The following is a 12060-nucleotide window of genomic DNA, read 5'->3' on the forward strand; positions in this document are numbered from 1 at the left end:
GTCAACCGCCGGTAACCCCGGAGGAACCTCGCCTTTACACGATCCAAACGACGACGGGCGTCCCTTTTTGCCGAGTTCGCTCATATTGGGGATCCCAGGTCACTGCCGACACGGAAAACAACCCTCTTATCGGTCTCCCCAACCAGCACATCGTGGGCTTAACTTATGTGCCATGACCTCCCCCCGCTCCACTTATGGTGGCGGCTACTACTCCGCCTCCTTCCCGGACACCCCGATCTACGACTCGCTCGTGGCCGAGCGTGGCACCCCGCAGATCGCCCCGATCCGGGTCCCCGCCGCCTACGACACGGGCAGCAGCCTGCCGGCCCTGCCGTCGGCTCTCCCCGCCCTCCCGGCGGCCCCGTCCGCGCAGGCCCCTGCCTACGGCTACCCGCAGGCGCAGCAGCCCGCACCGCTGCAGCACGCGCCCACGGCGTACATCCCGCAGCAGGCGAGCGCCCCGCGCGGCTACCCCGGACCGCAGGCCCCGCAGCAGCAGCGGCCGATGGCGGCGGGCAACGGGTACGAGGCCATGCGTCCGGCCGCGCCGCGGCCCGCGCCGGCTCCGTACCAGGATCCGTACAACAACCAGCAGTACCGCGGCTACTGATCGGCGCGCCCCCGGCCGTCGGTGCCACCTGGCACGATGGACGGCATGGGAAACGCCGAAGTGCAGTCGATCCACGTCCATCCGGTCAAGGCGTTCCGAGCCGTGTCGCTCCGGGAGGCCGTCGTGGAGCCCTGGGGCCTGGCCGGTGACCGACGCTGGACGCTGATCGACGACGGGGGAAAGGTCGTCACACAGCGCGAGCAGCCGCGCCTCGCGCTGGCCGCCGCCGAGCCTCTGGCCGGCGGCGGCGTCCGTCTGTCCGCGCCCGGCCGGGCGCCGCTGACGGTCGAGGTGCCGGATCCGGCGGAGACCCTGCCGATGACCGTGTTCGGCACGAAGGTGGAGGCGGTTCTGGCGGCCCCGGCCGCACACGCGTGGTGCAGCGCCTACCTGGGGGCCGAGGTCCGCCTGGTGCACATGGACGATCCGGCCGTCCGCCGCCCGATCGACCCCGAGCACGCCCTGCCCGGCGAGACGGTGAGCTTCGCCGACGGCTATCCCCTGCTGGCCACCACGGTGGCCTCGCTGGACGCGCTGAACTCCCTGATCGCCGGGGGGCGCAACGCCCACGAGGGCCCCCTTCCCATGAACCGGTTCCGGCCCAACCTCGTCATCGCCGGCACGGAGCCCTGGGCCGAGGACCACTGGACGCGGATCGCCGTCGGCGAGGTGGTCTTCCGGGTCCCCAAGCCGTGCGGCCGGTGTGTCGTGACCACCACCGACCAGGAGACCGCGGCACGCGGCCGGGAGCCGTTGCAGACCCTGGCACGCCACCGCAGGATCGACGGGAAGCTGCTGTTCGGGCAGAACCTGGTGCCCCTCTCCCCCGGCACGATCAGAGTCGGCGACCCGGTCCGGGTGCTGGACCGGCCCGCCGGCAGCACGCCGGCGGCGGACCGGCACTGATCCGCCGGACCGGGAACCGGTGGCCGTGGCCCGCTCGTTGAGGAAGCGTGTGGAATCCGTGACAGGCCGCGTACGCCGGACACCGCGGCGCGGGTGAGCCGCCTTCCCCGGGCCGGGCGGGCGAGAGCCGGTGCCGGGGTGGGTGACGGGCCGTGAGGGGGTGGGGGCGTGCGGGCACTGGGTGGGCTCTGGCGCTGGCGGCACAATCCGCTGCGCCGCACGACCGATCTGGCCGAGGCCTGGGTGGCTCTCGTCGCACTGCTCCTGATCACCGTGGCCGCACCGGTGACGGGCTGTCTGGTCGGCGCTTCCGCCCAGGACTCGCTCCAGCGGTCCGCACGGCAGCAGCGGCACACGCGCCATGCCGTCACGGCCACCGTCGTGAGGAAGCTGGGCGGCGCCCTGCCGGAGGCCGACCCCGTGACGACCTCCGGGCGCGAGGCCCACAGCCGTGTCCTCGCCCGCTGGACCGCACCGGACGGCACCCGGCGGCACGGGCCGGTCCTGGCGGACCTCCGGTCCCCGCACCGCGGGGACCGTTTCGAGCTCTGGACCGACCGGCACGGCCGAATAACGACCCGCCCGCTGGACTCCGCCACGGCGACGACGAACGCCGTGCTCGCCGGGATCGGCGCGGCCCTGCTGACCGCGGCCCTGGTCGAGACCGCCCGGCGCCTGACCGTCTGGCGCCTGGTCCGCCGGCGGTACGCGCGCTGGGACCAGGCGTGGGACCGGGCCGGCCCGGACTGGGGCAAGGCGGGCACCGGCAGCTGACGGCCTTCCGGCTCTGGTCAACCGAGCGTCCTGGCACGCGCTACGGTGGACCGGCCGAAGCGCTGCCGGCGACGACCCGCGGGTTCCTCTCTCCGGGAGCGAGCGTATTTTCCGGGAGCGCGGACGCGCTCACGCCCGGAGACCGAGCACGGTCGCGGTCCGGGCGCCGGCGGCAGCGCCCGACGGGCGGCGCGCCATCAGTACGACGAGGTGGGGGCACAGCAACGCCATGGCACAGGGCACGGTCCAGGTGACCCACACCGGTACCTCGCGGTGGCGGCGCCGCACGGGTGAGTACGCTTCGCTCGCCGCCGCCCTGGAGGCCGCCGCCGAAGGCGACGTCCTCACCATCGCCCCGGGCACGTACCGGGAGAACCTCGTCCTCCAGCGGGCGGTGACACTCCGTGGGCCCGAGGGCTCGCCCGGCTCGGTGCGGATCGCGCCCGTGGACGGGGTGCCGCTCGTCGTGCGGGCCTCGGCCGTGGTGCAGGACCTGCACGTGGAGGGCCAGGACGCGGCGGCGCCCGCACTGCTGGTCGAGGAGGGCACGCCCGAGCTGCTGGACCTGCGGATCGTCACCCGGTCCGCCGTCGGCATCGAGGTGCGCGGCGGCGCGCGTCCCACCGTGCGCCGGTGCACCGTCGACAACCCGGCCGGCATCGGCATCGCCGTACTCGACGGCGGCGGCGGGGTGTTCGAGGAGTGCGAGGTCGTCGCGGCCGGACAGGCGGGCGTGGCGGTCCGTGGCGGGGGCCGTCCGCGCCTGGAGCGCTGCCGGGTGCACCACGCCTCGGGCACCGGGCTCACCGCGACCGGAGAGAACTCCGCGCTGGAGGCCGTGGGGTGCGAGATCTACGAGGTGCGCGGCTCCGGGGTGCAGATCACTCAGCGCGCCACCGCGCACCTGACCGACTGCGATGTGCACCGCACCACCGCCGACGGCATCACCCTGGACACCGACGCGGTGCTCACGCTCGCCGACTGCCGCATCCACGACATCCCGGAGAACGCGGTCGACCTGCGTTCACGCTCGGTGCTCACGCTGACCCGGACGACGGTCCGTCAGTTCGGGCGCAACGGCCTGTCGGTGTGGGACCCGGGGACCCGGGTGGACGCCAACCAGTGCGAGATCTTCGACAGCACCGGCGACTACCCGGCGGTGTGGGTGAGCGACGGGGCCACCGCCGTCCTCGACTCCTGCCGGGTGCACGACGTGCCGGACGCGCTGTTCGTGCTGGACCGTGGTTCCCGCGTGGACGTCGTCGACAGCGACCTGTCGCAGGTGCGCAACACGGCGGTGTCGGTCAGCGACGGGGCGACGGCTCAGCTCGACGACTGCCGGATCAGGGAGGCCGCCACCGGTGCCTGGTTCCGCGACCACGGCAGCGGCGGCGCACTCGACAACTGCACTCTGGACGGCACCCAGACCGGAGTGATCGTCACCAAGGGCGCCGACCCGACCATCGAGCGCTGCACGGTCGACTCCCCCTCCGAGGCCGGTTTCTACGTCTCGGCGGGCGGCCGGGGCAGCTTCCTCGGCTGCCGGGTCACCGGTAGCGGTGGTTACGGCTTCCATGTGATCGACGGCTGCCGTACGACGCTGCGCAGGTGCCGTACGGAACGGTGCGCGCGCGGGGGGTACGAGTTCGCCGACGGCGGCCCCGACGCCGGTTCCGGGACGGGACCGGTCGTGGAGGACTGCACCAGCGACGAGAGCGGCGGCCCCCGGACGCCCGCGGCCCGGGAGGCGGCCGTGCAGACGGTGACGCAGTCCGCCGGCCTGCTGGGCGCGTTCCCCGGGCAGCGGGCGGCTGAGCAGGAGCCGCCCGTCGCCGTCGCGGAACCGGCGCCGCAGCGGACGTCGAAGGTCGTGCTCGGAGAACTCGACGCGCTGGTGGGCCTGGAGAGCGTCAAGCGCGAGGTGCGGGCGCTGACCGACATGATCGAGGTGGGCCGGCGCCGGCAGCGGGCGGGGCTGAAGGCGGCCTCCGTCAAGCGGCATCTGGTCTTCACCGGCTCCCCCGGTACGGGCAAGACGACGGTCGCCCGGCTCTACGGCGAGATCCTCGCCTCGCTGGCCGTGCTGGAGAAGGGCCACCTGGTGGAGGTGTCCCGGGTGGACCTGGTCGGCGAGCACATCGGTTCCACCGCGATCCGCACCCAGGAGGCCTTCGAGCGGGCGCGCGGCGGTGTGCTGTTCATCGACGAGGCGTACGCGCTGTCCCCGGAGGACGCCGGGCGGGACTTCGGCAAGGAGGCCATCGACACGCTGGTGAAGCTGATGGAGGACCACCGGGACGCGGTGGTGGTGATCGTCGCCGGGTACACCGCGGAGATGGAGCGCTTCCTCTCCGTCAACCCGGGCGTGGCCTCACGCTTCTCCCGCACGATCACCTTCGGCGACTACGGCCCCGAGGAGCTGCTGCGGATCGTGGAGCAGCAGGCCGACGAGCACGAGTACCGGCTGGCACCGGGCGCGTCCGAGGCGTTGCTGAAGTACTTCACGGCGATCCCGAAGGGTCCCGCGTTCGGCAACGGCCGCACCGCCCGGCAGACGTTCGAGGCCATGGTGGAGCGTCACGCGAGCCGTGTCGCCCAGCTCCCCGACCCGACCACCGACGACCTGACCCTGCTGTACGCGGAGGATCTGCCGGAGCTGCCCTGAGCGCCCGGGCAGCCCGGGCTGCCCGGGCAGCCCGGGCAGCCGCACCGGCTTCCCACTCCTCCGCGCCGCAGGTCCAGGGGGCCGCGGGGCTAGAGGTTGTCGCCCCAGCCGCCCTGGATCATCGTCTGGAACGCCCACTTACCGTCCCGCCGGAGCAGGATGTCGGCGTACCGGAGCCGCTGGGAGTGGCCGTCGACGGTCATGGTCGAGTCCGTGAAGACGACGGCCATGGCGGAGGACAGGAACACCGGTGTCCGGGTGGACTCGAACGCGATGTCCTGGCTTCCCTCGCCCATCACCTGGGTCATGGTCGCGACGAACCGCTCCCGGTCCCACTGCGCCGATCGGCCGTCGCCCGCGGAGTCGTCGCTCACGAGGTTGAGCGGGAAGACCGCCAGGTCCGCCATCCGCTCGACATCCCGCTTGCCGCTCGCCGCGTCGTACGCCGCGAACCAGGCGTCCAGGCTCGCGCGGTCCTCGTCGGTCGGGCTGTATCCGGTGTCGGGCAGGAAGGTCATACGGGCTCCTTCGGTGGGAGGGGAAGCCGAATCGGTCGAGCCAACTAGTCAAGTTTGCCTAGCGGACTCACGTTGTGAGAGTACACCTCTTCGCCTCACTGGTAAAACTTGATTAGTGAAGCCCTCGACGTGACGGGGTCACGTCCCCTGCTCCGGGCGCTGGCCGGGAAGTCCGGGGCACAGACGGGCGAGGAGCAACGCTCGTTCGCGGGTGAAGGCGGGGTCCGACTGGTAGTCGGAGTGGCCGAGGATCGGCGCCGGCAGCGGGTGGTCGGCGGTACGGCCGTAGGCGCGGGGGTCGGGCAGCGGCTCGTGGTCGACTTCCGGGGTCGCGTCGCCGGGGACGCGGACCGGGCCGCCGATGGGATCGGTACGCCGGTAGAGGTTGCGCCAGCAGGCGATGTCATGGTGCAGCGCGGCGAGCGCGGGCGGCCCGAAGTGGGCCGGGAACCAGCGGCCGTACAGGCGCTCCAGCGGGGAGCCGTAGGTGAGCAGGGCGACCCGGCCGCGTACGGACGGCGGCAGTTGCCAGGCCGCCGCGGCGGCGAGGACGCTGCCCTGGGAGTGCCCGGACAGGACCAGCCGGCCTCCGGTGCGCCGGGTCCAGGTGGCCATGCGCCAGGTCAGGTCGGGCACCGCGCGCTCGGCGTAGCAGGGCGGCGCGAAGGGGTGGGCGGCGCGCGGCCAGAAGGTGCCGACGTCCCAGAGGATGCCGATGGTCCGCCGTGCCGAGGCGTCCTTGTAGGCGCGTCTGCCCCAGGTCACGAAGAGCAGGAAGCCGAGTCCGACCAGCCAGGAGCCCAGTGCCTGGGAGGTCTCGGCCACGGCCCGGACGACATGGTGGGTGCGGTGGGCCGCGCCGTCGGGCGTCTTCCCGGTGGCCAGGGCACCGATCAGCGCACCGGTGCCCAGCAGCAGGGTGGTGACGGTGAGGACGGTGACGACGAGGGGCACCCGGTCGGTGAGGGCGGCCATGGCCCGGGCATGCGCGATGGCCCGGGTGCGGGACGGGTCCTCGGGCTCCCCGGGGTGCTCGTGGCGCACACGGTCACGTTCGGCGCGGGCCAGCCGGGCGGTGCGCAGCGCGAGCAGCACGGCCAGGACCGACAGGACCGCGAAGGTCGGCGGGATGGCGGACGCCTGCCAGGTCAGCAGCACGGGCGGCCCGGCCAGGAGGGCACGGGTTCCGTCCAGCCAGTCGGCGACGCGCTGGGCGATCCCGCCGGACATCACACCGCCCAGCGCGCAGGCGAGCAGCGTGACGGCGGGACCGCCGAGGCCCCGCATCCCGGCACGCGGGTCGGGGCGGCGCCGGTACAGGTCCCGGGCCACGGCGCCGAGGGCGACGACGAGCAGGCCCTGGACCAGCATGAGGGCACCGAAGGCCGGGTCGCCGGGCAGCCGTCCGGTGGACCGCCAGCCGGGCCGGGACCAGCCGGCGTACACCACGCTGAGCAGCAGCAGGACGAGCGCGACGAGCGGCAACGAGCGGACGAGGCGCCGGTCGAGCCGCCGGTCGAGCCGGTTCTCGCTGCGGCCCCGGCGGCAGACGACTCCCACCACCGCGACCGCCCAGACGAACAGGGCCGCGACCAGCGGTCGGCCGAGGGCCTCCAGGGCCGCGGGGCCGCCGGGCCGGTGGTCGAACCGGGCCGCCGGGGTGGCGACGGCGGCGGCCACCGTGAGCAGGCCTGCCGCGGTGTGCGCCGCACGGAGCCGGGCGACCAGACGGCGCCCGTACCAGAACCCGGGCCGGATCAGCGCACTGCCGTGCGCGCCCGACTCTGCCTCGTCACCGCCCGGTACAGGGTGGCGAGGACCCGCGCCGGGACCACCGGCACCCGCCCCACAACGGTGGGAACCCGGTCCGGCTCCGCCGCCGCCCGCTCCGGGGGCATCGCCGCCCGGCCCGGGCCCACGGGCGCACGACTCGGGATCGCAGGCAGGGGATCCGGGACCGCGCGCACCCGCGCCCGGGTCGTCGTTGTCCGGCTGAGGTCCTTCGGCGCCCGCCACCGCCCCGGGGTCCTCGGTGTCCGTTCCCGTGGCGGCGGACAGTGGCCGTTGGGACTCGTACGCGTTCCAGGTGCGGTGCGAGAGGTACCAGAGCAGACCGGTCAGCGCGGCCGGCAGCACCGCGGCGAGGGCCAGCCGGCGGCCGGGCGCGCTCCACCAGCCCCCGGACCCGGCGGGCGCTCCGGGGGCCGCGGGCGACAGGAAGCCGAGCCAGGAGTGGCGGCGGACGCAGGCCCGGCTCCCCGCGCACTGCCAGGCCACCAGGTCGAGGGCCACCTCGCAGGCGGCGGCCGCCAGCAGCACGGTCAGGGTGAGGGCCAAGAGCCGGACGAGGAGGCCGTAGAGCCGGACGGTTCGCGGGCGGCCGGGTCCGGCGGGGCGCATCCAGTGGGCGAGGTTGACGACCATGAACGGCAGTAACAACAGCCACAGGGCGCGGCTGCCGTCACCGGAGGTGAGGTTGCACCAGACGTACGCCTCCCGGACCGGCCCGCGCCCGCGCTCCTTCCCGAGGTCCGCCACAGGCGGCCGCCCAAGGTCTCCCCCGGGCTCCTCCCCACGGTCTCTCCCCGGCTCCGTCCTCCCCGGGTCGCTCCCGGGATCGCGCGCTGAACCGCTCTCGGCGCCGGCGTCCGGGGCGGGCCCGGCGTCCTCGGCGCGCCGGAAGACGGCGGCCGTGTCGTCGCCGGTGACCCGGACCGTGCGCGGGTCACCGAGCATCTTCTCGGGCGTGGTCCCGCCGACTCCGTGCACCAGCAGTTCCAGGTCGGCCCCCGGCTCCGTCGGCCGCCCCGTGACCCGCTCCTCATACCGCCCCGCGCGGCGGAGCCGTGCACGTTCCACTGGTTCTCGCACTTCCCCCGTGACGCCCTGACGTCTGTGTGCCGTGCGGGCTCCAGGATCTCCGGTCCGGCGGCCGTGTACACCTCTCGTCACGGAATCTCCCCGATCCGTGTGACGGCGGACGGGTCGGCCGACGGCCCGAGCCGGTGGTGTCCCGGGCCGGCAGGTGGTGGCGCAACCGGCACCGACCCGTGAAAGGATGGGACGCCCGCGCACTGCAGGACGGACGGAATTTCCTGGTCGGAGCCGGTGCGCCGGACGTGTCGGACGGTTGGGCGGCGAAAGGACCGGAGCGTACGTGAGTGAGAATCAGAACCTCCTCGCGGAGCAGCGCCGCGCCCTGATCCTGGACGAGGTCCGGCGCCGGGGCGGGGTGCGGGTCAACGAACTGACCCGCAAGCTCGGCGTCTCGGACATGACCGTGCGCCGCGATCTGGACGCGCTGGCCCGCCAGGGCGTGCTGGAGAAGGTGCACGGCGGTGCGGTGCCGGTGGTCGAGGCGAGCACCCACGAGCCGGGATTCGAGGCGAAGTCGGGGCTGGAGCTGACCGCCAAGGAGGACATCGCCCGCGCCGCGGCCCGCCTGGTCGTTCCGGGGGCGGCGATCGCCCTGTCCGGCGGTACCACGACGTACGCGCTCGCCCAGCAGTTGCTGGAGGTGCCGGACCTGACCGTGGTGACGAACTCGGTGCGGGTCGCGGACGTCTTCCACGCCGCGCAGCGCACGTCGGGGCAGCGCCAGGGCTCGGCCACGGTGGTGCTGACCGGCGGGGTCCGCACCCCGTCGGACTCGCTGGTCGGACCGGTGGCCGACCAGGCGATCGCCTCGCTCCACTTCGATCTGCTCTTCCTCGGCGTGCACGGCATATCGGTGGAGGCCGGTCTGTCCACGCCGAACCTCGCGGAGGCCGAGACCAACCGGCGGCTGGTGCACTCCGCGCGCCGGGTCGTGGTGGTCGCCGACCACACCAAGTGGGGCACGGTGGGCCTGAGTTCCTTCGCCGCGCTGGATCAGGTGGACACGCTGGTGACCGACGCGGGCCTGCCCGCCGAGGCGCGCGCGGAGATCTCCGAGCATCTGCGGGTGGTCGTGGCGGGAGAGCCCGGGGAAGACGCCGCAGACATCTGAGGCACCCTCAGCTATGGTGGCCGCCCGGTCGACCGCGCCACGGGAGTGGCACAAGGGGGTTACGTCCATGGCTCGTCGTCTGCGCCCGGTGGATCTCGGCTTCGTCGCGACCGCGCCGGTGCGGCTGGTCTTCGCGCGGGAGATCTCCGCGTCCCCCGAGCGGGTCTTCCACGCGCTCGCCGACGACGTGCCCGGCTGGCCGCAGTGGTTCTCTGCCGTGAAGCTCGCCCGGGTCACCGACGGCGGCGCCGGGCGGGAGATACGGCTCAGGGGCGGGACGCGCTTCGAGGAGACGGTGCTCGTGGCGAAGGAGCCCGAGGTGTACGCCTACCGTGTCGACACCACCAACGCGCCGGGCGCCCGCGCCCTGGTCGAGGAGTGGCGCCTCGCTCCCCGGGGCACCGGCACCCGGGTGCAGTGGACCTTCGCCGCCGACGGCACGGCACCGTTCCGGGCCGTCCTCGGCCTGGCCCGCCCGGGCCTGGGCCGCGCCTTCCGGGACGCGGTGACGTCCCTGGACCGGCGCGTGGGGGCGCTCTGATCAGCCGGTGCCGCGGGCCTGGTGCGACTCGGCCACGACAGCGGCCATGAGTTCCGCGTCCAGCACGGAGACGTCGGCCAGGCGGGAGGCGGCGGACAGCGAGTTGAGCAGCGTCTTGGTGACGCGCAGTGCGGCCGGGGGGCGGCGGACGATGGGCCGGGCCCAGTCGGCGACGGCCGCGTCGAGCTCATGAGCGGGGACGACCCGCTGCAGGATGGACAGGTACTGGGCCTCCGTCGCGGTGAAGGCGCGGCCGGTGAGGACGAGTTCGCGGACTCGTGCGGCACCGGCCTCGTTGATGAGGCGAGGCAGGAGGCCGCCCCAGGCGGTGGGCAGTCCGAGGGCGAGTTCGGGCAGCCGGAAGGTCGCGTCCTCGGATCCGACCCGCAGATCACAGGCGAGCGCCAGGGCCATGCCGGCGCCGATCACCTTGCCGTGGACACGGGCGATGGTGACGGCCGGGTTCGCGGTCAGGGCGTCGCAGACGCGCTGCGCCTTGATTCCCGACATGCGGATGCCGCTGCCCGTGGGATCGTGGGCGAGATGCCGGGTGAACTCGCCGCGGTCCCCGCCGAGGCAGAAGTCGTCGCCGCTCCCGGTGAGCACGACCACCCGGACCGCCGGGTCCTGGTCCTGCAGCACCGCCAGCAGGTCGTCCAGCATGGTGTCGGTGACCGCGTTGCCCTGCTCGGGGGTGTTCAGCTCGATGGTGAGAACGGGGCCCTCCCGGAAGGTCCGCAGGGTCTGCCGTACGGCACCGGCCGGGAGGGCTCCGAAGGAGAGGGCGGTCATGTCGTCACTTTCAGGGAGGTGATGCGCCGGAAGACCATCCGGTTCGCGTAGGCCGGGCACGCGGCGGGCCGCAGAGTGGGGAATCGGCGCAGCAGCTGGGTGAGCAGGAGGCGGGCCTCCATACGGGCCAGGGCCGTGCCGAGGCAGTAGTGGGCGCCACCGCCGAAGGTGAGGTGGCCGCCCTTGCGCCGGATGTCGAAGACGTGGGGCTCCGGGTTGCGGCGCGGGTCGTGGTTGGCGGCGCCGTAGAGGACGTGGACGGTGGTGTCCTTGGCGATGGGTACGCCGGCGAGGACGGTGTCGTCGGCGGCGAAGCGCGAGTTGAGGTGGATCGGCGGGTCGTAGCGCAACACCTCGTCGACCGCGTCGTCCATGTGGTCGGGGTGCCTGCGCAGCCAGTCGGCCCGGGCGGGATCCCGGGTCAGGAACCACACCGCGTTGGCCAGCATGGTCGCGGTGGTCTCCAGGGAGGCGATGGTGATGAACATCGTCAGGTCGTACAGCATCTGGTCCGCCGCCGCGCGGTCGTCGGGGTACTGGACGTCCCAGTAGCGGATCCATCCGCTGAGGACGTCGTCGCCCGGGTGGGCGCGCCGGTCTGCGACGAGGCCGGTGAAGAAGGCCCTCATCTCCAGCGTGGCCTCGGCCGAGATCGCCAGTTCGCTCTTGGTGGGGAGCAGTTCCTGGGCGTGGACCTGCCGGTGGGTGAAGTCCAGGATGTGCGGGAAGTGCTCGGCCGGGATGCCGAGCCAGTGCCCCACGGTCTGGATCGGCAGCTGGTCGCCGACCGTGGTGGCGAAGTCGGCCTCGCCGCGGAGGCGCAGCTGGAGATCGAGGTCGTCCAGGAGCCGGGTGACATGGGCGTCGACCTGCGGCCGCATGACCTCCAGGGTGTGGCGGTCGAAGAGATTGCCCAGGGCGCGGCGCTGGAAGGTGTGGACGGGCGGGTTGAGGCGGGAGAGCGTCCGCGTCATCTCCCGCGTCGCCGGATCCTGCCAGCGAGCCGCGTCGGGCCGGCGCTCCTGCCAGGCGAAGTCCGGCACGAGCCAGTCCCGGCCGCGGAGGATCTGACTGCAGGCCTCGAATCCCGTCACGAAGTACCCACCCCACGGAGCGGGGACCACTTCGCCGAGCGCGCGCAGATCGTCCCAGACGGGAAGAGGGTTGGCCTGTCCCTCCTGGGAACGGAGCCGGCGGAGGAGGGGGACGACCGCCCGGCGGTCGGTGGTACCGCGTATGACGCCGGCGGCGGTCACGCGAGGCTCC

General features: G+C 73.7%; 10 protein-coding genes. 6 read left to right on the top strand and 4 right to left on the bottom strand.

Annotated features, from left to right (window positions below):
* Nucleotides 1-172 precede the first annotated feature (172 nt).
* From FHS34_RS06805 to FHS34_RS06820, 4 genes are all read left to right on the top strand, one after another.
* Nucleotides 173-610: a DUF6643 family protein gene (locus FHS34_RS06805; RefSeq protein ID WP_184962157.1), complete on the top strand. Its 438-nt coding sequence runs from the start codon at nucleotides 173-175 to the stop codon at nucleotides 608-610.
* Nucleotides 611-655: 45 nt separating this feature from the next.
* Nucleotides 656-1516, top strand: a complete 861-nt coding sequence (locus FHS34_RS06810) for an MOSC domain-containing protein (protein WP_184962159.1) — start codon at nucleotides 656-658, stop codon at nucleotides 1514-1516.
* Nucleotides 1517-1684: 168 nt separating this feature from the next.
* On the top strand, nucleotides 1685-2290 hold the full coding sequence (locus FHS34_RS06815; protein ID WP_184962162.1) for an Rv1733c family protein: 606 nt from the start codon (nucleotides 1685-1687) through the stop codon (nucleotides 2288-2290).
* Between the two features lie 229 nt (nucleotides 2291-2519).
* The gene (locus FHS34_RS06820) at nucleotides 2520-4955 is read left to right on the top strand and encodes a right-handed parallel beta-helix repeat-containing protein (protein ID WP_184962164.1); all 2436 of its coding nucleotides are present in this window, start codon (nucleotides 2520-2522) and stop codon (nucleotides 4953-4955) included.
* Nucleotides 4956-5044: 89 nt separating this feature from the next.
* Here the strand turns inward: FHS34_RS06820 and FHS34_RS06825 are convergent, their stop codons facing one another.
* Together FHS34_RS06825 and FHS34_RS42315 are read right to left on the bottom strand one after the other, a co-directional pair.
* Entirely contained in the window at nucleotides 5045-5473 is a 429-nt protein-coding gene (locus FHS34_RS06825; RefSeq protein WP_184962166.1) for a nuclear transport factor 2 family protein, read from the bottom strand.
* A 138-nt stretch (nucleotides 5474-5611) separates the two neighbouring features.
* Entirely contained in the window at nucleotides 5612-8332 is a 2721-nt protein-coding gene (locus FHS34_RS42315; protein WP_184962168.1) for a hypothetical protein, read from the bottom strand.
* A gap of 298 nt (nucleotides 8333-8630) precedes the next feature.
* Between FHS34_RS42315 and FHS34_RS06835 the strand changes: the two genes are divergently transcribed.
* Both FHS34_RS06835 and FHS34_RS06840 read left to right on the top strand, forming a co-directional pair.
* Nucleotides 8631-9461 (top strand): DeoR/GlpR family DNA-binding transcription regulator, encoded by an 831-nt coding sequence (locus FHS34_RS06835; RefSeq protein WP_184962170.1) that lies wholly within the window; start codon nucleotides 8631-8633, stop codon nucleotides 9459-9461.
* Nucleotides 9462-9528: 67 nt separating this feature from the next.
* A complete protein-coding gene (locus FHS34_RS06840) occupies nucleotides 9529-10002 on the top strand; it encodes an SRPBCC family protein (protein ID WP_184962172.1) in 474 nt (157 codons plus the stop codon).
* Here FHS34_RS06840 and FHS34_RS06845 read toward each other — a convergent pair whose 3' ends face one another.
* Complete coding sequence (locus tag FHS34_RS06845; protein WP_184962174.1) at nucleotides 10003-10794, bottom strand: enoyl-CoA hydratase/isomerase family protein; 792 nt, start codon at nucleotides 10792-10794, stop codon at nucleotides 10003-10005.
* Nucleotides 10791-12050: a cytochrome P450 gene (locus tag FHS34_RS06850; protein WP_184962176.1), complete on the bottom strand. Its 1260-nt coding sequence runs from the start codon at nucleotides 12048-12050 to the stop codon at nucleotides 10791-10793. Before FHS34_RS06850 ends, FHS34_RS06845 begins: the two co-directional genes overlap by 4 nt.
* Between the last annotated feature and the right edge of the window lie 10 nt (nucleotides 12051-12060).

This window comes from Streptomyces echinatus, assembly GCF_014203595.1.
Taxonomy (GTDB): domain Bacteria; phylum Actinomycetota; class Actinomycetes; order Streptomycetales; family Streptomycetaceae; genus Streptomyces; species Streptomyces echinatus.

Excerpts from the sequence above, each read along its gene's own strand:
- FHS34_RS06840 (WP_184962172.1), top strand. The coding sequence starts at position 9,529 with ATGGCTCGTCGTCTGCGCCCGGTGGATCTCGGCTTCGTCGCGACCGCG.
- FHS34_RS06805 (WP_184962157.1), top strand. The coding sequence starts at position 173 with ATGACCTCCCCCCGCTCCACTTATGGTGGCGGCTACTACTCCGCCTCC.
- FHS34_RS06825 (WP_184962166.1), bottom strand. The coding sequence starts at position 5,473 with ATGACCTTCCTGCCCGACACCGGATACAGCCCGACCGACGAGGACCGC.
- FHS34_RS06820 (WP_184962164.1), top strand. The coding sequence starts at position 2,520 with ATGGCACAGGGCACGGTCCAGGTGACCCACACCGGTACCTCGCGGTGG.
- FHS34_RS06845 (WP_184962174.1), bottom strand. The coding sequence starts at position 10,794 with ATGACCGCCCTCTCCTTCGGAGCCCTCCCGGCCGGTGCCGTACGGCAG.
- FHS34_RS06810 (WP_184962159.1), top strand. The coding sequence starts at position 656 with ATGGGAAACGCCGAAGTGCAGTCGATCCACGTCCATCCGGTCAAGGCG.